21 protein-coding genes, 4 tRNA genes and 1 pseudogene are annotated in these 22,057 nt (G+C 42.8%); 15 read left to right on the top strand and 11 right to left on the bottom strand.

Translation table 11 applies throughout. The features are described from left to right. Positions 1-149: 149 nt before the first annotated feature. From miaB to MN200_RS13870, 4 genes are all read left to right on the top strand, one after another. Complete coding sequence (gene miaB, locus MN200_RS13855; RefSeq protein ID WP_010327568.1) at positions 150-1,607, top strand: tRNA (N6-isopentenyl adenosine(37)-C2)-methylthiotransferase MiaB; 1,458 nt, start codon at positions 150-152, stop codon at positions 1,605-1,607. Positions 1,608-1,645: 38 nt separating this feature from the next. Continuing rightward, the gene (locus MN200_RS13860; RefSeq protein ID WP_242759667.1) at positions 1,646-2,722 is read left to right on the top strand and encodes a PhoH family protein; all 1,077 of its coding nucleotides are present in this window, start codon (positions 1,646-1,648) and stop codon (positions 2,720-2,722) included. A 57-nt stretch (positions 2,723-2,779) separates the two neighbouring features. Next, the gene (gene ybeY, locus MN200_RS13865; RefSeq protein WP_242759668.1) at positions 2,780-3,259 is read left to right on the top strand and encodes an rRNA maturation RNase YbeY; all 480 of its coding nucleotides are present in this window, start codon (positions 2,780-2,782) and stop codon (positions 3,257-3,259) included. Between the two features lie 151 nt (positions 3,260-3,410). Beyond that, complete coding sequence (locus MN200_RS13870) at positions 3,411-3,770, top strand: hypothetical protein (protein WP_234305135.1); 360 nt, start codon at positions 3,411-3,413, stop codon at positions 3,768-3,770. 45 nt (positions 3,771-3,815) lie between these two features. Here the strand turns inward: MN200_RS13870 and MN200_RS13875 are convergent, their stop codons facing one another. After that, complete coding sequence (locus tag MN200_RS13875) at positions 3,816-4,673, bottom strand: TonB family protein (protein WP_010327571.1); 858 nt, start codon at positions 4,671-4,673, stop codon at positions 3,816-3,818. 260 nt (positions 4,674-4,933) lie between these two features. On the opposite strand from MN200_RS13875, the gene MN200_RS13880 reads away from it, so the two are divergent. The 3 genes from MN200_RS13880 to MN200_RS13890 all read left to right on the top strand — a co-directional run bounded on the left by MN200_RS13880 (position 4,934) and on the right by MN200_RS13890 (position 7,143). Beyond that, a complete protein-coding gene (locus tag MN200_RS13880) occupies positions 4,934-5,611 on the top strand; it encodes a hypothetical protein (protein ID WP_004977854.1) in 678 nt (225 codons plus the stop codon). A gap of 155 nt (positions 5,612-5,766) precedes the next feature. Next, the gene (locus tag MN200_RS13885) at positions 5,767-6,477 is read left to right on the top strand and encodes a DUF3108 domain-containing protein (protein WP_010327572.1); all 711 of its coding nucleotides are present in this window, start codon (positions 5,767-5,769) and stop codon (positions 6,475-6,477) included. Between the two features lie 90 nt (positions 6,478-6,567). Then, positions 6,568-7,143, top strand: a complete 576-nt coding sequence (locus MN200_RS13890; RefSeq protein ID WP_004691243.1) for a xanthine phosphoribosyltransferase — start codon at positions 6,568-6,570, stop codon at positions 7,141-7,143. A gap of 340 nt (positions 7,144-7,483) precedes the next feature. On the opposite strand, the pseudogene MN200_RS13895 reads toward MN200_RS13890, so the two are convergent. Beyond that, a pseudogene (locus MN200_RS13895) lies at positions 7,484-7,957 on the bottom strand (IS630 family transposase); the annotation flags it as partial. Positions 7,958-7,974: 17 nt separating this feature from the next. After that, positions 7,975-8,322 (bottom strand): IS630 transposase-related protein, encoded by a 348-nt coding sequence (locus tag MN200_RS13900; RefSeq protein ID WP_039890557.1) that lies wholly within the window; start codon positions 8,320-8,322, stop codon positions 7,975-7,977. Between the two features lie 25 nt (positions 8,323-8,347). Between MN200_RS13900 and MN200_RS13905 the strand changes: the two genes are divergently transcribed. Further along, positions 8,348-9,361, top strand: coding sequence for a sensor domain-containing diguanylate cyclase (locus MN200_RS13905; protein WP_242759670.1), 1,014 nt, complete (start codon positions 8,348-8,350; stop codon positions 9,359-9,361). A gap of 212 nt (positions 9,362-9,573) precedes the next feature. Continuing rightward, positions 9,574-9,948 (top strand): hypothetical protein, encoded by a 375-nt coding sequence (locus MN200_RS13910; RefSeq protein ID WP_029575121.1) that lies wholly within the window; start codon positions 9,574-9,576, stop codon positions 9,946-9,948. A gap of 42 nt (positions 9,949-9,990) precedes the next feature. Here the strand turns inward: MN200_RS13910 and wrbA are convergent, their stop codons facing one another. Continuing rightward, positions 9,991-10,584: an NAD(P)H:quinone oxidoreductase gene (gene wrbA / locus MN200_RS13915; RefSeq protein ID WP_125280240.1), complete on the bottom strand. Its 594-nt coding sequence runs from the start codon at positions 10,582-10,584 to the stop codon at positions 9,991-9,993. A 115-nt stretch (positions 10,585-10,699) separates the two neighbouring features. Here wrbA and MN200_RS13920 point away from each other — a divergent pair, with 115 nt between their 5' ends. Beyond that, positions 10,700-11,950, top strand: coding sequence for a YihY family inner membrane protein (locus MN200_RS13920; protein ID WP_010327576.1), 1,251 nt, complete (start codon positions 10,700-10,702; stop codon positions 11,948-11,950). Between the two features lie 81 nt (positions 11,951-12,031). On the opposite strand, the gene MN200_RS13925 is transcribed toward MN200_RS13920, so the two are convergent. Next, on the bottom strand, positions 12,032-12,967 hold the full coding sequence (locus MN200_RS13925) for a DMT family transporter (RefSeq protein ID WP_029575120.1): 936 nt from the start codon (positions 12,965-12,967) through the stop codon (positions 12,032-12,034). Positions 12,968-13,071: 104 nt separating this feature from the next. Here MN200_RS13925 and MN200_RS13930 point away from each other — a divergent pair, with 104 nt between their 5' ends. Then, on the top strand, positions 13,072-13,902 hold the full coding sequence (locus tag MN200_RS13930; RefSeq protein ID WP_242759672.1) for a helix-turn-helix transcriptional regulator: 831 nt from the start codon (positions 13,072-13,074) through the stop codon (positions 13,900-13,902). Between the two features lie 34 nt (positions 13,903-13,936). Here the strand turns inward: MN200_RS13930 and MN200_RS13935 are convergent, their stop codons facing one another. The 6 genes from MN200_RS13935 to MN200_RS13960 all read right to left on the bottom strand — a co-directional run bounded on the left by MN200_RS13935 (position 13,937) and on the right by MN200_RS13960 (position 16,049). Further along, positions 13,937-14,581 (bottom strand): fumarylacetoacetate hydrolase family protein, encoded by a 645-nt coding sequence (locus tag MN200_RS13935; RefSeq protein ID WP_242759675.1) that lies wholly within the window; start codon positions 14,579-14,581, stop codon positions 13,937-13,939. Between the two features lie 42 nt (positions 14,582-14,623). Next, positions 14,624-15,121, bottom strand: a complete 498-nt coding sequence (locus MN200_RS13940; protein ID WP_004691260.1) for a YcxB family protein — start codon at positions 15,119-15,121, stop codon at positions 14,624-14,626. Positions 15,122-15,390: 269 nt separating this feature from the next. Next, a tRNA-Arg gene (locus MN200_RS13945) sits at positions 15,391-15,467 on the bottom strand. A gap of 276 nt (positions 15,468-15,743) precedes the next feature. Continuing rightward, positions 15,744-15,820 (bottom strand) — tRNA-Arg (locus tag MN200_RS13950). Between the two features lie 48 nt (positions 15,821-15,868). Continuing rightward, positions 15,869-15,945 (bottom strand) — tRNA-Arg (locus tag MN200_RS13955). Between the two features lie 14 nt (positions 15,946-15,959). Next, positions 15,960-16,049: transfer RNA gene (locus tag MN200_RS13960), tRNA-Ser, on the bottom strand. 264 nt (positions 16,050-16,313) lie between these two features. On the opposite strand from MN200_RS13960, the gene rnr reads away from it, so the two are divergent. From rnr to MN200_RS13980, 4 genes are read left to right on the top strand one after another with little or no spacing between them, the layout of a single operon-like run. Next, positions 16,314-18,752, top strand: a complete 2,439-nt coding sequence (gene rnr / locus MN200_RS13965; RefSeq protein WP_242760547.1) for a ribonuclease R — start codon at positions 16,314-16,316, stop codon at positions 18,750-18,752. 56 nt (positions 18,753-18,808) lie between these two features. Then, a complete protein-coding gene (locus MN200_RS13970; RefSeq protein ID WP_242759678.1) occupies positions 18,809-19,690 on the top strand; it encodes a VanW family protein in 882 nt (293 codons plus the stop codon). A gap of 52 nt (positions 19,691-19,742) precedes the next feature. After that, positions 19,743-21,785 (top strand): M3 family metallopeptidase, encoded by a 2,043-nt coding sequence (locus MN200_RS13975; protein WP_242760548.1) that lies wholly within the window; start codon positions 19,743-19,745, stop codon positions 21,783-21,785. 52 nt (positions 21,786-21,837) lie between these two features. Continuing rightward, complete coding sequence (locus MN200_RS13980; protein WP_171054267.1) at positions 21,838-22,050, top strand: YheV family putative zinc ribbon protein; 213 nt, start codon at positions 21,838-21,840, stop codon at positions 22,048-22,050. Positions 22,051-22,057: the final 7 nt, after the last annotated feature.

The following is a 22,057-nucleotide window of genomic DNA, read 5'->3' on the forward strand; positions in this document are numbered from 1 at the left end:
TTTATTCAGATTTCCTGCTAAAATATGCGCCTTTCGTAGATTTCACATGGTGTTTGATCGACCTTTTTTGTCGCCAGCCAAGCTCTGCTTTCGCCGCCACAGATACCGATCAGACACAAAAACCTAGATTTATCCCCTTAGGAGCCTACATGACGGTTCAAACCTTCATTCCAAATGGTGCCCAAGCTGCCTCAGAAAACACTGTTACCCAGCCACAGCACACCCCAGCCATCGATGGATCAGTTAAAAAACTGTATATCGAAACGCAAGGGTGTCAGATGAATGAGTATGACAGTCACCGTATGGCAGACTTACTTGGCGACTCGCACGGTTATGTGCTGACCCAAGATCCGAAAGAAGCTGATATTCTACTCATGAATACCTGCTCGATTCGTGAAAAAGCCCAAGAAAAAGTGTTCTCTGAATTGGGTCGCTGGCGCAAGCTGAAAGACAAAAATCCAGACCTGATCATTGGTGTCGGTGGTTGTGTAGCTTCGCAAGAAGGCGACAACATTCAAAAACGTGCCAACTATGTCGACATGATTTTTGGCCCACAAACCTTGCACCGTTTGCCACAAATGCTGGATCAGCACTTCGATCAAATCGAAAAACCCAAGAAAGAAAAAATCAAATTGGTCGATATTTCTTTCCCAGACATTGAAAAATTCGACTTTTTACCTGAACCGCGTGTTGAAGGTTACAAGGCTTTTGTTTCAATTATGGAAGGATGTTCAAAATATTGTTCATTCTGTGTGGTGCCCTACACCCGTGGTGAAGAAGTTTCTCGCCCACTGGATGATGTTTTAGCAGAAATTGCGACCTTAGCCGAAAAAGGCGTCCGTGAGATTTCTTTATTGGGTCAAAACGTCAATGGTTACCGCGGTGAAACATTCGAAGGCAATATCTGTACTTTTGCAGACTTGTTACGTCTTGTTGCAGAAATTCCTGGTATTGGGCGTTTGCGCTACACCACCTCACACCCGCTTGAATTTAATGATGACTTGATTGAGTGTTACCGTGACCTTCCGCAAATGGTGTCGCATCTACATTTGCCCGTACAAAGCGGCTCAAACGATGTATTGCAAGCCATGAAGCGTAACCACACCATTGATGTCTATATCGACAAAATTGCCAAATTACGCAAAGTCCGTCCAGATATGCATTTATCCAGTGACTTCATCATTGGCTTCCCGGGTGAAACCGATGCACACTTTGAAGAAACCTATCAGTTTATCAAAGACATGGACTTCGACCATTCCTACAGTTTTGTCTATTCAAAACGTCCGGGTACACCTGCGTCTGATCTTGAAGACACCACCTCTGAAGAGGTGAAAAAAGAGCGTCTCAGTAAAGTCCAAAAGTGGATTAAACGCTCAAGTATTGACAAGACCGATGCCATGCTCGGCACCATTCAACGCGTTTTGGTCGAGAAAGTTTCGGATAAAGATCCAAACCTACTGATTGGTACAGCTGATAACACTCGTTATGTGAGTTTTATTGGGGATGCAGCATGGGTCGGACGTTTCGCCGAAATCGAAGTGACAGAGATTAAAACTTTGAATTTTGTTTATGGTGAACTCTTGAATCTTGAGCCTGACGTGGCGTAATGTAAGGGAATAGATTCTGACTACTTAAAGGAATTCTCTTGACTGCAGCGATTCGACGTACAGTAACTTTTCCTGGGGTTTCAATAGAACGGTTAAAGAGCATGCTCGGTGCTTATAACGGTCATTTGAAACAAATCGAACAGCGTTTAGATGTCACTATTTCCCATCGAGGTGATGCATTTTATGTCGATGGTGAAATGGATGCAGTTGAGAGAGCCGAAGGTCTGCTCCATCGCCTGCATGAAGAAGCAGAAAATACGGCACAAATCAGTGCCGACACCTTACACCTTATGATTCAAGGCAGTCAGACTGACCGTGAATTGCAAGAAGACCTCGACGGACAAGAGCACACTGGTTTAGATGAAGTATGGCTCCAAACCCGTAAAGGTCGTATCAATCCACGCGGTGCCAACCAAAAGCGTTATGTGCAGCGTATTCTACAAAGTGATATTTCTTTTGGTATTGGGCCTGCAGGTACAGGTAAAACCTATCTCGCCGTTGCAGCCGCAGTCGACATGCTAGAACGCAATGAAATTCAACGGATTTTATTGGTTCGTCCTGCCGTTGAAGCAGGTGAAAAACTTGGTTTTCTGCCGGGTGATTTAAGCGAAAAAATCGACCCCTATTTGCGCCCACTCTACGATGCCTTGTATGAAATGCTTGGTTTTGAAAAAGTGGCCAAACTGATTGAACGTCAAGTGATTGAAGTCGCACCACTGGCGTATATGCGTGGTCGAACTTTAAACCACTCTTTCGTGATTTTAGATGAAGCACAAAACACCACGCCTGAACAAATGAAAATGTTCCTCACACGTTTAGGCTTTGGTTCTCGTGCGGTGATTACAGGCGATATCACACAGGTCGACTTACCACGTGGCCAGCAATCTGGTCTGGCGCATGCTTTACGTATTATCGATAAGATCAAAGAAATTCATATTACTCGCTTCCACTCTCGTGATGTGGTACGCCACCAATTAGTACAAAAAATTGTTGAAGCTTATGAGGGATGGGATGCAGAACAACATCGCTTAACGGCTGAAGCGCGTGCTGAACGCAAAGCGCGTCAAGAGGCCTTAGTGGCTGAAAATGATGCCGCTGCCGATGCTCAGCATTAAGTTAAAGTCTGCGGGCATTTTAAAATGCCCGCAGATATCATTATTTAAGGATCTATTTTGAAACTGAGTCTTTCTCTACAACAGGACTTTCAAACACCTGAGTTGGTCTTGAAACGTGGCTATATCAAAAAAGTTGTAGAAACTGTTTTACGTCATATTGGCACGCAGAGTAACTGTGAAATTGGCATTGCTTGTGTCGACCATGATGAAAGTCATAAACTGAATTTGGAATATCGCGGCAAAGATAAATCAACCAATGTGTTGTCTTTCCCGAGCGACTTACCCGATGAAATGGCACAAATTCTTGACTCATTTCCTATTGGCGATTTGGTCATTTGCATTCCTGTAGTACTGTTGGAAGCGAAAGAACAAAACAAAACGCCACTGACGCATTTCACTCATATGTTGGTACATGGCACTTTGCACCTCATGGGCTATGACCATGAAACGTCAGAAGCAGATGCTGAAGAAATGGAAGGTATCGAAATTGAAATTTTGGCTAAACTCGGTTTTGAAAACCCTTATTTAGAACAATAATTATTAGATTTGAAACAGCTCACCCGATTCATCTCGATGTGTCGGGTTTATTTATGCTAAAAATAATACAAGATGAAAAATAGATGAAGATATTATAAAAATGCATACATCGATTTCAAAACTACTCTGCATTATCGCCCTATCCTTCACAATGCCACTTTATGCCAATAGCAATACTGAAAATCAAACATCCTGTCAGGAAGTGAAGTTTCAAGACGCAGATCAGGCGTGGGCTGGACATTATTATTTAAACGGCGTTATGGAGGTCGGTTCCGAGCTTTTACTAGAGCCCAACGGTAAATTTAAATGGTACTTAGCTGTCGGCTCTTTAGACCAATATGCCGAAGGAACATGGTGGAAAAACGGCAACTGCATTGGTTTAAAAGCATTACCGAAATATAGCAAGCACTTAGAAATTTTTCCTACCCGCCTAGATGTGGAAGAGTCTCATTTAACTGTGACTTGGATCGGTGGACGTCAAGACGGTGCCTATGTACGCGCAACCCAATAATCCGAAGTAAGCAAAATCATCAAAGTACACTTAAAAGTGCACAGCTCAGTGCACTTCAAACTCTGCCTCTGCTGGGTCAAAACGCCATGTACGCACAATGCGTAACTCAGAAATATCCTTCATTTTGGTATCAAATCCACCGAATGGTGCAGCCTTACGCACCGAGGCTTTTGCAGCCTCATCGAGCATCTCATGGCCTGAACTATCAATCAGGCGAATGGCACGGATACCTCCTGATGCATTTAGAATCACCATTAAACGCACTTCACCCGCCAGCCGCTGCTGTTTAGCTGCTTCTGGGTAGTAACGGTTGCCATAAAACTCCACTTTCTGACGGAACTTTTCAAGATAGGCTGCCGAAACATCTTGCTTGGCTTGAATACCATCGACTGTTTTAATTTTTTGCTGACGGCTAAAGTTTTGTTGGCGTTGCAAATATTGCGCTTCAAGGCTGGCCACCATTGCTGCTTTGGCTTGAAACTGGCTGTTCATCTCTTCCATGGCTTTTTTGCGCTGGTTATCCTCAGCTTGTTTTTGCCAACTCAAAGTCGTCATCAACAGTTTTTCTTCAAAATTCAGCTCACGTTTTTGTTGGATCTGTTCTAAAGTTTCAGGCTGCTCTTCGCCTGTACTTTGCTCAAGCATCGGTGCGGGCATGTCACTCGACATGCGATGTGACTCACGAAAAGTCCCTGAACCCTGTTGATCGGCTTGCGCTAAAAAATCTGCATTTTCAATTTTTTTATCTGAAGGACGCAAAGTCACCGCAATTTCTTTCACTGCCGCATCATTTTCTTGAGGCATCGCAAATTGCAAAGTCAAAATTACGAGATGCAAAAATACCGCCAACACAACAGTCGCTGTAAAAATTGGGTCTTTCCACCAATCATGAGCCAAAGGCATTACATTTATTTTTCTAAGCATCACACCAAACCGACAATTTGTCTTGTTCCCCAAAGCGCAGGCGCGCAGTATAAAATAGACACAGTCTTCATTTTATTGCGTAGAATGAGACCTTGTGCCATTTAGATTCACTGTTTCATAAAATCATGAAAATGGTGCAATGAATTTTGCTAAACTGCAAGGTTCATGAGCAGTATTTTTCAAACACTTCGACCAGAGATCTGATCGCTTAAACACGTTGATTCGCTAGGACGCCTCTTATGCAAACGCTTATTTCCAACATTTCAAATCGTTTACGCCAAGTTTATCAAAAGGCGGAAGGATTTATTGAGGATGAGCGCGAGTTTCCAATGTCTCAAGTCTTTTTAAATGCCACTTTTCAACGTTTTGTGACCGACAACGTGAGAATGTTGAAAGACTTGCATGCCGACTTACATGATGATTGGTTACGTTTATACGCCACGCTCGACTATAACGGACTCAAACTCACGCTTTCGGTAGATTTGAAACTGGCACAAATGGAGTTAAATAAAAAAACGCAGTTGATCGTATTTGAGCAAATCAGTGACACCAGTGTGCTGGATGCTGAATACCCAACGGTATTTCATAAAATGGGTGTGCGCTGTGCCCTATTCTTTTATCAAAAAGTCCTGAACCAAGACCCCTTAGGCATGATTTTAGAAAAACTAAATGTGATTAAAGTCAAAGATGATCTGCTGCATTTGGATTTGAATCGCTGGTTAGGGAAAAACCGTTCCATTATCGATACTTTAGGTAAAGTCCATGTCAATCATGCCGTGTTGCGTGAAGCAGAATTGGTAGTGATCGGTAATGTCAACTTAACGGCATTGTTCAATAAGTTTTCGCAAACCTCGATCGATGACTTGATTGAACCTAATCTAGACGAAAGCACGGTCTCGCCAATTCGACAAAAATAACTCGGGATGCTGCTACTAAAATGTGACTTAAGGTGGGTAAAAGAAACATAAAACTACAGTTTGCCCTATGTTTCGAATTTTTTCTTCATAATCAACGTGCATAATATTTCTATGCAAAAAATTTGTGCCTACAACTGAATAGGAAACTTTTTCTTATGGCTAAATCAATGTTGAAAACAGTCGCAATGGCAACAAGTGTCAGCACCTTGCTCTTTGTCGGTTTCTCCAGTCAAACCTTTGCCATGAGTCCATTCCAAGCCAGTTATCAATTTAACTATAATGGCAAAAACATGGGCTCAGCGACACGTACGTTATCGAAATCGGGCAACAACTGGAACTATGTCTTTGCAGCCAAAGCTGGTGGTATCGCCTCTGCAACCGAAAGTAGTCGCTTTAGTTTTAATGGTAAACAAATTCAGTCCAGCAGTTTTAGTCGTAGCAGTAAAATTTTGGTGCATAACAACACCATGAGTATTAACTTCAATCCAGCGGCAAAAACCATCAATACCAAGAAAGACAAAGAAGCGCGTTCTTTCGCTTGGAAAGCAGGCGTACTGGATGAACTGAATGCTGAATTACAACTTCGGGAAGACATCAAAAATGGCGGTTTAAAATCGACTTATTATTTGGCCGATGCCAAAGAAGTGGAAGCACGTAAATTTGTGAAGCAAGGTTCTGAATCAATCAAAACCGATTATGGCACCTTTGATACCATTAAAGTGGTGATGAAACATGACAAACCTGGTCGCGAAACTATTTTCTGGTTAGCACCTAAATTGGACTACCTTCCAGTCAAAGTCAGCCATGTGGATAAGAAAACATCCTATGGATTGCTATTAACGGGTTATAAAGGTGCAAGCAATTAGTCATTTTGACGAATTTTACTTGCATTTTTTCAGGTGCTTCCTAAAATACGCTTTTGCTTGAAAAAGCACCTGCCCCTAGAGGATTCTCCCGTGTACGCACTAGAACAGAAAATCTTAAGCGAAGGTATCGTTCTATCTGATGAAGTTCTGAAAGTTGATGCTTTCTTAAACCACCAAATTGATCCGGTTATGATGCAATTAATCGGTAAAGAATTTGCTGCTCGTTTTAAAGATGCAGGCATCACTAAAATCATCACGATTGAAGCATCAGGTATCGCACCTGCAATCATGGCAGGTTTAGAACTGGGCGTGCCCGTTATTTTTGCGCGTAAATACCAATCTTTAACCTTAAAAGATGACCTTTACCGCTCAAAAGTCTTTTCGTTTACCAAACAAACCGAAAGCACGATTGCAATTTCAAATAAGCACATCAGCTCAGCAGACAAAGCCCTCGTGATTGATGACTTCTTGGCCAATGGTCAAGCGGCATTGGGTCTGATTGACTTAATTCACCAAGCGAAAGCAGAAGTTGTAGGTGTCGGTATTGTGATTGAAAAATCATTCCAACCTGGTCGTGACATTTTGCTTGAAAAAGGCTACCGCGTTGAATCTTTGGCACGCGTAAAGTCATTGGCAAATGGCACTGTTGAATTTGTTCGTGACTAAATCACGGCGTTTAACTTCAAAAAAGAGCACTTCAGGTGCTCTTTTTTTGTCACTCAGATGACCCGCGGGTCATCCACATGTAAATGCCACATTTGCGCTGTAGGTTATTTTTAATTTAAAGTAAAAATATATCGTTTTTTTTCAATTTAATTACACATTGAAGTTGGAGAAATGCGATTTATATAGCATGATCAAATCTAAAAGGTAATGTCCACTTTCTAAGAGTAAAACAAACAAAGACTAAATTGGATACTATTTTATAGAGATACCGAATTGAATGATAAACAAGAATCAATTAACTGAACGATCATTTACCCCAAGCCAATTATAGTCAAACCGCTTAATTACCCATACACTCGTTAAAGAAACGACTAAAAAGCTTATCTATTGAGTTAACCAACCATTTTTTCCTTTTTGCTTTCACCCATGCCCACATTTTTTCAATAGGATTAAGGTCAGGACTATAAGGTGGTAACCAAAGTATTTGATGCCCATGTTGGCTTAATAGATCTTGTATATCTGGTCGTTTATGGAAGGCTGCATTGTCCATGACAATTACACTATTCGAGGGTAGTTCTGGTAATAAAAACTGATCTACCCAAAAATAAAATACATCCGAATTTACTTTGCTATCAAATAAACCCACTGCAAATAACTTACCCTCATGGATTGCTCCTATTGCATTGGTTTGATTTTTTAATTGCCAATTATATGTTCCATAACAAGGAGTTCCCTGTTTTGAATAACCATGAGGTCTATGTTCATGAGATTTAAATCCACTTTCATCAAGATAGATGATCGGGTGTTGATACCTTAATCGGTTTAAATCTTTTAAATACTGCTCTCTGAGTTCTGTTTTTGCTTTCGGGTGCCGTAAGGTCTTTTTTTAACTGTAATATTTAGACGCTTGAGCGCATCTCCAATTGTAGAAGTAGCACAACCAAAACGAGCAGCGCGTTCATATTGATAATCATCGGGATATTGCTCAACATCTGCACGTAAGGCATCATCATCAACTTTAGATGGTTTTCTTGGTCGAGTTCTTTTTATTTCGATTCGCTTTTTCCATTCGACAATTGTATTTTTATTAATTTCGAAGTGCTGAGCAACCGCTCGGATAGATTGACCTTCTTCAAGCTTGGCTAATATTTTCTTTCTAAAATGTATTGGATAACTCATATCGGTATTGTATTGGTTTTTTGGCGTGCGGACTATATCTGGCTTTGATGGCGCGCACTCCATTCAACTCCCCGTAGACTTCATTCACGACTTGAGTAAAGCAGACTCCTTGCAAGCTGTTTTAGATACCATTGCTTACTGGATTTCTCACGTGTTTGATGCGGATCGGGCCAGTATTACCCTGCAAGATACTGAAGAATATCTCAAGCTGTATTCGATCTCAGGCAATCATGCGATTCCAATGGATTTTAAAATTCCGATTGGGCAGACTTTTGTCGGACGAGTTTTTGCCCAATCTCAACTGATCATTTGCGATGACCTTGCTCAGTCGGATGAGCTGGATTGTAAAATGCTTTCCGAGCATGGCATGGGCACCTGTATGGATGCGCCCATGATTCATAATGGTGTGTGTATTGGCACCTTAAATGTGGCAGATCAACGTAAACATCACTACACCCTACAACAAGCGATTCTTTTACAGAGCCTCGCTACATGGTTAGCTTTAAACATTAAACTGCATTTACAAGTGCAAGAAATGGCGGTCTTAGCATCTACAGATGAACTCACAGGAACCTTTAATCGTCGAGTATTTGTGCAAGAAAGTAATCAAACCATGCAGCACTTCAGTCATACTCGCGTGCCCTTTACGATAGGTATCTTAGATATTGACCATTTTAAACAGCTGAATGACTGTTATGGGCATACCGCAGGTGACCATGTGCTGAAAAAGATGGCCAAACAAATCCGTAGCATACTGCGTGACGAGGACTTTTTAGCTCGTATTGGTGGTGAGGAATTTGCGATTATTCTACCCGCCTGCTTAGGTGATGAAGCGATGCAGGTCTTTAAACGCATCTGTTCAACGATTGAAGCGATGGAAGTGCACTATGAACAAGAAGTGCTGTGTTTCACGGTCAGTATAGGGGTTGCTGAAGTCGGTAAATATGATGCAGATGCAGAGGATGTCTTTAAACGCGCAGATAAAGCATTGTACTGTGCCAAACAAGCTATAAGAAACCCAATTCACTTTGCCAACTAAACCATATTTAAAAACTCAGCATAAAGTACTCAAGAAAATTACAAGTTTAATAAATATTATTGCTGCAAGTTCAACTAAGATTTACTCTAGATTCAGTTGTTTAGATCTGTCAAATTCAAGCGCAAAACTCGGTTGTTCTGCGCAACGTATCATCCACACCGTAAAACGGCTGCCAGCTTCAATCACTGGTCACCCGAATAGGCCAATAAACTATGGAAAATACAATTCTCTGCCCAAAATGTGGCTCTAGTGAGGTTGAAAAACGCAATCACGAGCAACAACTGACTAAAATTGGGGGCGTATTGCTCAGTTCTGCAGGTGCAACCGCTGGTACTGTCGGTGGTGCAGCATCTGGAGCCTCTATTGGCGCAGCGATCGGTGCAGCGGCTGGACCTCTTGGGGTGATTATGGGTGGCACCATTGGCACCTTTGTGGGTGCGGTCAGTATTGGTGTGACAGGTGGTTTTTTAGGACATCGTTTTGGTAAAAAAGCGGGTGTCATTGTCGATAAAAATGTATTTCTTGACTATAAATGTCTTAAGTGTGGTACAAAGTTCAAAGAACAGCATCTGACGCCAGCCCAATAATAAAAAGCCCATCATGGATGGGCTTTTTTCATGTCTCAATGACTAGGCCTGTAATTTCTTCACAACTTCCCCAAGACGCTTACCTTGAGCTTCGCACAGCACTTTTTCATCTTGGCTTAAGCTCTGATCATGTCGAGGCCCGCTGACATGGCTCGCACCATACGGTGTTCCACCTGTCTTCGTATGTGACAATGCGGGACTGGCATTGTTCAACCCTAAAATCATCATGCCATGATGAAACAATGGTGGCAGCATGGTCAATAAAGTACTTTCTTGACCGCCATGCATCGAACCTGACGAGGTAAACACACAAGCCGGCTTGCCATGCAAAGCTCCATTGAGCCAAAGACTGGTGGTTTGATCAAGAAAATATTTCATTTCAGAAGCCATGTTGCCAAAGCGGGTTGGTGAACCTAGCGCCAAACCAGCACAGTTTGCCAAGTCCTCTAAACTACAATAAATATCGCCTTCTGCAGGAATACTCGACTCTGCTTCCTTCACCACAGCCGCAATATTTGGCACCGTTCGAATTTTAACTGCAACACCACTGGCTTCAATTCCATTTGCAATCAGATGCGCCATTTCACGGGTACTGCCGTATTTGCTGTAATATAAAACTAAAACATAGGTTTGCATGAATAGAGTTCGGTGACAGAAAAAATAAAACTATACGGTATTTTTCCTACTTTTTGGTTAAGCTTATGGTGAAAAATGTAGAAAAGATGAAGAAAACAAGAGAGATACTTTGCCTATGTTAGAACAGTACTTAAGAAAACTTCCTTTCTATGAGAAAACTTGGTTTCAGTTCATTTTATTTGTACTGCGCCGCTTTGAGGCCGATCGATGTCGTGAACAAGCCGGTTCACTAACCTATACGACCCTGTTTGCCGTCGTTCCGATGCTGACCGTTTTTTTGGTGATCATTTCCTCAATCAAAGCGCTTGAGCCTGCACGGCAGCAATTACAACAATTGATCTATAGTAATTTTTTACCGAAAACCACGATTGCTTTTGATAAGGCCTTAAATGCGTTTACCGATAAATCCAGTAATTTAACCATTATTGGGATCTTATTTTTATTCGTCACTACCGTCATGATGTTAACCAGCATTGAAAAAGTCTTTAACCGTATTTGGCGAGTCCGCGAAACCCGCGGCGGCATTATTGGCTTTATGCGCTATTGGACCATTATTTCTTTGGGCCCTATTCTACTCGGTAGTGCCTTTGTTATTTCGTCGACGATGGCTTCCCTCAATGTTTTGAGCAATAATTTTGCAGGCTATGAACTCAATGGCGCATTTGTCCTGTGGTTGATTTCTTTCTGTCTAACGGTTTTAGGATTTTTTATCCTGAATTGGACTATTCCAAACCGAAGTGTCCCAATTAAATCCGCTTTTATTGCAGGCTTATTTAGTGCTGTAGTGTTTGAACTCCTGAAAAATTTGTTCGGCTTTATCATGTCAAACTTCACCAGTTATGAAGTCGTTTATGGTGCCTTTGCTGCGATTCCTATTTTCTTATTATGGATTTTTTTGTCGTGGAATATTGTCCTGATTGGCGTTGAAATCAGCTACGCACTCACCGCATTTACTTCCCAGAAAGAGCAAAAACGGCACCCTGTCATTATGCTACTAGATTTGCTGGAGCTGTTTTATAAAAAGCAACAGCAAGGACTCAGTGTCTCTGATGATGAAGCTTTGGATGTTTTAGGAAGAGATGAATTGGGCCGTTGGCCGAGTTACGTGTTTATGCTTGAACAGCAAAACTTAGTCAAACGTACCGATGACAACCAATTTGTACTAGTACGTAATTTATCTCAAGTCGATTTTTGGAGTTTTTACAGCAGACTTCCTTACCCTTTACCAAAACGTAAAGATTTGGGTAATGTGCATCCTGATGATGTCTGGATACAGAAAATTGGCCCAGCGTTAGTTGAGTCGGATGATTACTTGGCGGCCAAACTCGCCATTCCGCTGTCTACAATTTTTGATGATAAATCTTAAAACTTCATTATAAAAAACGTGTCCAAGACACGTTTTTTATATGCTGAATCAAAGCAGTCTGAGCTCAAGCTTACTCTGTATTTATTGCAAAGCCACTTTAAATGCCTGCGCATACTGCTTAATTTTGTGATGCAAACTCACCACCATCACACCCATCAACACAAAGCATGTACCTACCAAAAAGTTGAGTTCCAACTGTTCATTGAGTAACACCACACCAAAACACATCCCAAAGATTGGGGTCAAAAAAGAAAAGACACCCAACTGTGAGGCCAAATATTTTTTCAACAGCCAAAACCAAATCAGATAACTGGCAAATGACACGACAACGGTATGGAAAAGTAAACTTGTAAGGGATAATACAGACCAGTGAATCGTCGCTTGTCCCATGAAAAAAGCCACAGGCAATAACACTAAAAATGCGATAAAGAGCTGATAAAACAAAGTTTGGGGGGCAGGTGCTTCTGCTAGTTTCGTCAGCCGCACTGCAATAGTTGTGGCTGCCCATAATACCCCTGCCAAAAGTGCTAAAGCATCGCCCCAAATTGCCGAACTCGCAGCCGCTTGTGAAGCTGCAGGACGAAATAAAAATGCAATCACAATCCCGAAAAATGCACATGCAATGCCCAACCACTGGATAAGCGATAAACGTTCAGAGGGTAATTTCCAGTGCAGACCCAATGCTACAAAAATAGGTGCGGTATACAGCAAAACTACGGTATGCGCCGCGGAGGTAAAACGTAAAGCTTGCGCGACCAGAAAAAATTCAGCTGCAAATAAAAGCCCGACTAAAACTCCTGCGGGTAAGTAGTCTCGCCCCCATAAAGATGTGCCCTTTGCCAGCTTGATCATGGGGTAAACCATCAACGCAGAGAGACCTGAGCGCAGTGCAATTTGCATCACTGCAGAAATATCGGGGGCAGCAAGCTTTAACACCACTTGTTGTAATCCCCACAAAATACACAGCCCAAACATAATCCCTGAAGCTTTACTGTCTAGCGCTTGACGACTACTCACGACCTGCTCCACTGAAAAAGATCAAAGCTCACTATAGATTTGTCTGAAATAGAACATATAATTTAAAACAGACAAGATATCTTCTTATTCAGGCAATTTCAGCCATGCCCCAACGACAACAAAAAAAGAGCGCACCACTCAAACAATTACCGACCAATGATGATATTGATAAATTATTGTGGATCAGCTTTCGCGAAGACCCCGCGCAGTCGGTTTATCCCGTGCATGGACATGCATGGGGCGAATTTGTATATGCCTTTAATGGCGTGATGGAGGTGAATATCAACCAGATTGACTACCTTACCCCGCCACCTTATGGCATTTGGCTTCCACCCAATGTAGCCCATAGCAGCTTAAATCACACTGATGTTTCTCACGGTACGCTCTATATCCATGAAAGCTTATGCACTCATCTGCCTCAACAGGCAGGTATTATGCTCAGCTCACCTTTGGTCTCGGCACTATTCAAACATTTGAGACAACATAGTCTGCCAGATGATTCACCTGAGCACATGCGCTTACTCTATGTCTTGCTTGACCAATTACATCATGCAGAATTGGTCAGCAGCTATTTACCGCACTCTGAACACCCTACCCTGAAAAGCATTTTAGATTTTTTACATCTGCACCCTGCGGACAACAGTTCTTTGCAACAACTGGCAGTACAGCACAATATGACTGAACGCACACTGGCACGTTATAGTCAAAAAGAACTTGGCATGTCCTTGAATGAATGGCGACAGCGTTTAAAAGTCATGAAAGCCATGAGCATGCTGACAGAAGGAAAAAAAGTCGAAAGTATCGCGCTGGATTTGGGCTATGCCAATGCATCGGCCTTTATTAATATGTTTAAACGCTGGATGGTGTATACCCCCGATCAGTTCCGCAAACTGTACCATAGTCATCAACAGCGCTCAAAAAGATCACCGAAGTGATCTTTTTGAATGATGGGGTTTGAAAGCCTGTAAATTAAGCTTTAACAAAGGTATTCCAAGAATAGTCTTGGTTTTTGCCTTTTAGAGTCATTTTCAACTGCTCACCCGCCTGTAGTGCAGCAACCCCAGCAGGTGTACCTGTCATGACTACATCGCCCGCTTCCAAAGTGAAGACTTGGCTAATGTCGGCCAACAAGGTGCCAATGTCAAAAATTAAGTGTGCAGTGTTGCCCGCTTGGCGCAGCTCATCATTGACATGAAAACTGTAGTGCACATCATCCCAGTCCTGTACCACATCGGAAACAGCAACCCAGTCTGCCAACACACACGAACCATCAAAGGCTTTGGCACGCTCCCAAGGCTGACCTTTGATTTTCAGATCATCTTGTAAGTCACGCAAGGTTAAGTCCAAACCTAAAGTCACAGCTCCCACTGCTTGCAGGGCTTGAGCTGGATCGACTGCTTTACTTAGGCGATGGTCAATGCGTAAAACCAGTTCACACTCATAATGGCAGCTGCCCCATGCAGGATTCCAAGAGATGCCCTCATCTAAACTGAGCAAACTGCTCGGTGGCTTGATAAATAAAACCGGACGATCAGGAATCGCATTGCCTAATTCTTTGGCATGGTCTGCATAACTACGACCGACACAGACAATTTTAGATGGACGTGTACTCATGATCTTCCTCTGATTTTTTGATGGTGTTATGGAACAAAATGCTTATTTTTTGAAAGTGTTTTCAAATTTTGCTTGATCCGCACTATCGGCCAACGCACGCTTAGGTACAATCACCACAGTACGGTTTTTCAGCTCAAGCATATAGGTCAACTTGCCACTGGCAAACTTTTGCACTTCATTATAATGGACCACTTGCTTGCGGCCATTGGCATAAATTTCCGCATAATCTTGGTATAAATCGATGCCTTGCTCACTTTTACCAAATTGATATTTCACAAATTGGCGCTTAAACATCATCGGCAGAAACCAATAGCGCATGAGAATTTGTAAAACTAAGAAAAATATACCCAACGCCACATAGTAGCGACCAACACCTGAAAAGCCGAGCATAAAGCCCCACACAATAATCCCGACACTAATCAACGGCGTGATAAAACGCGTCATTTGCTTTTTACCAAAGGTTGCCAAGGCAAAACCATCTTGGGATTCTTCTAAAGTGAGGAAATAACGTGTCGATAATGCAGGCTTGTTCTCTGACATAGGGTCATATCAAATAGCTAAAAATATTGTGCTCAATACTACAACACAATCGGTCATTTTTTTAGGACTTTAGCAGATCGATGTTGATTAGTGGCGATCCACTTAAGCCAAGGCCATACCGATATCAGAACCACATCATAAAACTGAGATGCAAAAAACAACTGAATAACTACGGCAAAAAATCCATCCCTGCTATGAATTTCTACTGAACAAAAAGTGCAGGCACAAAAAAACCGCAACATGTGCGGTTTTTTCAATATTGATCAAGTTGGTGCGCTCAGAGAGATTCGAACTCCCGACCCCTTAGTTCGTAGCCAAGTGCTCTATCCAGCTGAGCTATGAGCGCGACGTCTTGATGGGGTGAATTATACGTGAATCTTATTTTTTGTTAAGTCTTATTTTCATAAAAGCCGATCAACTGCCCAGTTATTAAGCATAGTGGGTATAAAACGCTGCATAAACCAACAGATTGAGCATTCCATACGAACATAGCTGGGGAATCACGCAAGAGTAGCGCTTTATTTATATCGAATCTTTCTTGAGGAATCACTTTCTCAAGCGAAGCACTTCATTTTTTTACAGACACAAAAAAACCGCAACATGTGCGGTTGATTGTTCAAGTTGGTGCGCTCAGAGAGATTCGAACTCCCGACCCCTTAGTTCGTAGCCAAGTGCTCTATCCAGCTGAGCTATGAGCGCATTACTTGTGTGCCAATTCAGGCGATACGTTACATACAGTTTACTTATTGGTGCGCTCAGAGAGATTCGAACTCCCGACCCCTTAGTTCGTAGCCAAGTGCTCTATCCAGCTGAGCTATGAGCGCGACATAAGTAAAGTTGGCGGTGAGAGAGGGATTCGAACCCTCGGTACAGTTACCCGTACGCATCCTTAGCAGGGATGTGGTTTCAGCCACTCACCCATCTCACCGTAACGTGCGGCCATAATACAAACTTCATGCTAGCACTGCAAGCACAGACACTCAATTTTTTGCATATTTTCGTTCAATTAAATACTTTTTAAACAATTTAGGGCGGATTCATCCGAATTTATTCTTTTCTCTACATCTGCATGTTGAATAAAACAGCAGATATTCTAAATTGCCGACATAAAACACAATATTGCAATCATTTGCGTGCAGTCTGTCTTCGCATGACTTATGCTAATCCTATCTACTGACATACAGCCAAAGACATTATGAAAAATTGGGTCGATCCTGAAGCAAAAGCTGAAGCTGAACGTTATGACAACCCTATTCCGAGCCGCACGCTCATTTTAGAAACCATCGAAGAAAAAAAGACGGCTTTATCGCATGCGGACTTGGTCGAAATTTTTGAAATTGCAGATCAAAAAAGCATTGAAGCGCTCAGCCATCGCTTAATTGCGATGGTTCGTGATGGTCAACTGATGAAAGATGGCTTTAAGTTTCAAATTGCCGAAGAGCAACCTGAACATGAAGCAACGGTTTACATCAATAGTAAAGGCTTTGGCACGGCGAATATTGCAGGTCATGAAGACTTACTTTTACCTGAACGCGAACTGCGCCAAGTGTTTAATGGTGACCGTGTTAAAGTGCGTCAAACCTCAGTGGACCGCAAAGGTAAAGCTTGGGGCTTTATTACCGAAGTGGTGCAACACCGTGTGAAGCAAATCATTGGTAAAGTATCAATACATGACGGTGAATACTTTATTCAGCCAGCAAATCCGAATGCGCACCAACCGATTACTTTAGAAAAAGAATTAATCGAACACGCACAAGTCAAAGTGGGCGATTCGGTTCGTGTTGCAATTGATGACTACCCAACCAAAGATGAGTTGGCGACAGGTCATATTGTGCAATCGATGGCAGACAAGGCCGATACTGAAATTATTATTCCGCAAACCATTTTAGAGTTTGGTTTGCCGTATGAGTTTCCAGAAGAAGTCATTAAAGAAGCAGAGAGCTTTAAAGAGCCTTCAGCGCAAGACCGTGAAGGTCGTATTGACCTACGTGATTTAGCCTTAGTCACTATTGATGGTGAAGATGCACGCGACTTCGATGACGCAGTCTATGCAGAAAAACGTCCAGGCGGCGGTTACCGTGTGGTGGTGGCCATTGCAGATGTGAGTCACTATGTCCGTTCAGGCAAACCACTAGATGATGAAGCTCAAGAACGGGGTACATCGGTGTATTTCCCTCACTTTGTTTTACCGATGTTGCCTGAAGCTCTATCGAATGGCTTATGTTCACTCAATCCGCATGTGGACCGCCTATGTATGGTCTGTGATTTAAACCTGTCACGTGCCGGTCGCGTCACCAAGTTTGAGTTCTATCCATCAGTCATGCATTCAAAGGCACGTTTAACCTATACCAACGTTGCTCAATACTTTGAAGGTGACAGCAGTGCCATCTCAGAAGACCGTGATGTACGCAAATCCTTAAATACCCTGTTCCAACTCTATCAAGTCCTCAAAGGTTTACGTGCTGAACGTCATGCTATGGAATTTGAAACTGTTGAAACTTACATGACATTTGATGAGCTGGGCGGCATTAAGGAAATTTTACCGCGTACGCGTAATGATGCGCACAAACTGATTGAAGAATGTATGTTGTTGGCAAACGTGGCAGCGGCTGAATATGCGCTACAACATGATGTGCCAATGTTATACCGTATTCATGAACCACCTGAGTTTTCACGTATCCAAAAAGTACGCGACTTTATCAAACTGTTAGGTCTACCGTTCCCAGAGCAGCCGACTCAGAAAGACTACCAAGCCGTGATTGATGCAACCAAAGACCGTATTGATGCTCCAAGTATCCATGCCGTGCTGTTACGTTCGATGATGCAAGCCTACTATGGTGCGAATAACGCGGGTCACTTTGGTTTGGCATATGAAGCTTATACGCACTTCACCTCTCCAATTCGTCGCTACCCAGACTTGTTGTTACACCGTGCGATTAAAGCCAGGTTAAAACATAAACCTGCACCTCTTTCAGGGGCTGCGCTAGATGATGCTGGTCAACATTTCTCGGCGACTGAACGTCGTGCAGATGAAGCGTCTCGCTCTGTCACCACATGGTTGAAATGCCATTATATGCAGCAGCATTTGGGTGAAGAGTTTGTCGGCACCATTTCTGCAGTGGCAGAATTTGGTCTGTTTGTGACACTCAAAGACTTATATGTTGACGGCATGATCCATGTCAGCCAACTGGGTGATGACTACTTTGTCTATGACCAACCAAGTCAGAGCTTGATTGGGCAGGCACGCGGTCAAAGCTTTAGCTTGGGCGATGAAGTGAAAATCAAAGTTGCAGCAGTGAATTTAGAAGACCGCAAAATTGATTTTGAATTATTGCAGCAACTCTCACATGGTGGTCGGCCCATACGTAGTCGAGCACCCCGTGTTGGTAAAGCCAAAACAGCACGAAGCGAAAGTAAAGAAGAAGTCTTCAGCGAGTCGACAAACGCCTCTCCCAGTAACAGCGGAGACCAGCCCATACGACGCAAAAAAGATAAATCCCAACCTAGCTCCTACAGCAAAAAGCCTGGTAAAAAATCTTCATCAAAGTCTGAAACAAAGGTTAAAGATAAAGTGAAGAAAAAGGCTAAACTGAAAAAGAAAAAATCAAATGCAAAAGCGAAAACTGAGTAAATGATGTAAAAGGTGCTAGGGCTTAATGTTCTAGCACCTTTTTTCATAGGGCCAACATGAACTTTTTGCGTTTATTTTTAAGCAAACCTATCAGCCAATACCATCCCCTGCTTTATTTCATGGCCACGCGTAGCCGACGTATGATGCGCTATTGGCAATGGAAAACAGATGGGAAAGACTACGCACATTCATTTTCTGACGTCCCTTTGGCATTTCGCGTCAAAAAGCATCAGTCCGTTCTGATTCGTAAATTAGGCGGCAGCGATCAGCACTGGCAACACAATAAAGTCATCAATCTTAAAATTGCCAGTCCGTGTATTTCTGGGATTTTAATCCATCCACAACAAACTTTTTCTTTTTGTCAGTTGGTGGGACAACCAACAACTCAAAAAGGCTATGTCGAGGGAATGGAACTCAGCTTTGGGCAAGCACGCGGTGGTATTGGCGGCGGGATTTGCCAAATTGCCAATCTCATTCACTGGCTTGTCTTGCATAGCCCACTACAAGTGGTACAACGTTCACAGCATTCCTTTGACCCTTTTCCAGATCATGGTCGTGTACTTCCATTTGGTAGTGGCGCTGCAATTTTTTATAACTATATCGATTATCAATTTTACAATCCCACCCCGCATAGCTTTCAAATTCGGCTGTGGTTTAGTGAGAAATGCCTAGAAGGTGAACTCCGTTGCTCCGCCGATTTAGGCTATGTCTATCATGTATTTGAACAACAACATGCCTTCCTAAAAATCGGGACGGATTACTACCGACAAAACGAAATTTGGCGACACCGTAAAGAAAAATATAAAAGCGGTGAAATCTTAGCAACTGAATGTATGACCCGTAACTTTGCCAAAGTGCTTTATCAGCCCTCACGCATTGATCAGCACTACCCTTCATGGGCTGAATTTCAAGCGGCGCAAAACATCAAAACCAATTAAAACTTGATTTCCCACGGCATCACCCTTACATCTAGTGATAACTGAACATTTAATTTGGCTTAAACGCATGACATTAGAAAAAGCAACCTTGCCTGTTCCACAGTTTGATCAAATCACCTTAGTACAACTCCAACAACAGATCGAACAAGCCATTCAACAGGGTCAAAGTTTTTTAAAAGACCTGAGCGAAGTCCCTGAATCGATTCAGGCACAGCTTGCGGTCTTAGAACAAGTCGATCATTTAGAAAATAATATGAGTGAAGCATGGGGCGTACTGTCTCACCTCAATGCGGTCATGAACAATGCCGAGACTCGTGAGGTGTACCAGTCACTATTACCAAGCTTAAGTGAGTACTATACCGAACTGGGTCAACACACAGCGCTGTATCAAACCTATCAACACATTCATGATGCTGCGCAATTTGATCACCTCCCTGAAGCCCAACAAAGTGCGATTAAACTTGCACTGCGCGACTTCAAACTGTCAGGGGTGGCTTTAGAAGGTGAAGCAAAAAAACGATATGCAGAAATCTCGGCACGCTTATCACAACTATCGTCCGACTTTTCCAACCATGTTCTGGATGCCACCCAAGCCTATTTCAAACCTTTAGCGGAACATGAACTGGCAGGCTTACCACAAAGCAGTATTGAGCTGTTAAAACAATATGGTCAGCAGCGTGAACTTGATCAACCCGTTGCCACTTTAGACTTTCCATCGTATCTGGCAATTATGACCTACGCGGAAAACCGTCCTTTACGCGAAGAACTGTATCGTGCCTATACCACACGTGCATCTGATCAGTCTGAACATGCTGAGTTTGATAACACCGCGGCGATGGAAGAAATCTTAAGCCTGCGTCAGGAAATGGCTGCATTGTTGGGTTTCAACAACTACGCCGAGCTTTCATTGGCCAGCAAAATGGCACCAAATGTAGCAACGGTAGATCAATTCTTACGTGATTTGGCTGAACATTCACGCGCCCCTGCACTCAAAGAAGTGGCGGAGCTGAAAGCTATTGCTGCTGAAGATGGCATTGAGAATTTAAAACCGTGGGACAGCACGTATTATTCGGAAAAATTGAAAGTCCAACAGTTCAATTTATCTCAAGAAGCACTCAAGCCCTACTTCCCTGCACCCAAGATTTTGCAGGGCTTATTTAGCATTGTGAACCGTCTTTATGGGATTCAAATTGTGGAGCGTGAAGCCCCTGTTTGGCACTCAGATGCACGCTATTTTGAACTAGAAGATCAAGGTGCAGTGGTCGGTGGATTCTACTTTGACCTCTATGCGCGTCAGGGCAAACGTGGTGGCGCATGGATGAGTGGTTTCCGCTCTCGCACCAAAACAACGCAAGGCCTACAAAAACCGATTTGCTATATGGTGTGTAACTTTACGCCACCTGTGGGGGATCAAGCAGCGTTGCTGACTCATGATGAAGTGATCACCTTGTTCCATGAATTTGGACATGGTTTACATCATATGTTGACAGAAGTTGATAATATTGCGGTTGCGGGGACACACGGCGTGGCATGGGATGCGGTGGAGTTGCCAAGTCAATTCATGGAATTTTGGGCATGGGATACTGAAAGCTTAGACCTGCTCAGTGCACATATTGACACCCAAGAAACCTTACCAAAAAGTCTACTGAAAGCCTTGCTGGACGCGCGTTTTTTCCAATCCGGCATGCAAAGTTTACGTCAAATTGAGTTTGCTCTGTTCGACCTCAGCATTCATAAAGCAGCTCCTGCTTTGAAAGCGGATCAAATCCAAGCCACCTTAAATGACATCCGTGCACAATACGCTGTTTTAGAGACCACGCCTTATAACCGCTTCCAACATAGCTTCAGCCATATTTTCGCAGGCGGCTATGCAGCGGGTTATTATTCTTATAAATGGGCGGAAGTTTTGGCCAGTGATGCCTTCGATCGTTTCGAAAATGAAGGGATTTTTAATACTGCCACTGGAAAAGAATTTCGCCAGTTTATTCTAGCAGTTGGCGGAAAAGATACAGCGCTTGATGCATTTATCAATTTCCGTGGGCGCGAGCCAAAAATAGATGCTTTACTTCGTCATCAAGGTTGGACGAACCGCTAAAAAAGTGAGTAAACTAGGCGCCTAAATTGTTCAGAAGGTAAGTCTAATGACTATTAAACGTCGTTTCATTGCAGGTGCAAAATGTCCTAAATGTCAGGCGATGGATCGAGTTGTTATGCTTACCTCGAATGACGATGAATGGATTGAATGTATCGACTGTGGTTATTCTGAGAATCGTCCGACTCATGTAGATGAGCCTCAGATCCCAGCTATCCCCGACGAGGTTGGGGTCATTCAATTTAAACCACGTCAATCCAAAGAATAAAGGTTGA

The sequence above is a fragment of the Acinetobacter sp. LUNF3 genome (assembly GCF_022699605.1).
Taxonomy (GTDB): Bacteria; Pseudomonadota; Gammaproteobacteria; order Pseudomonadales; family Moraxellaceae; genus Acinetobacter; species Acinetobacter johnsonii.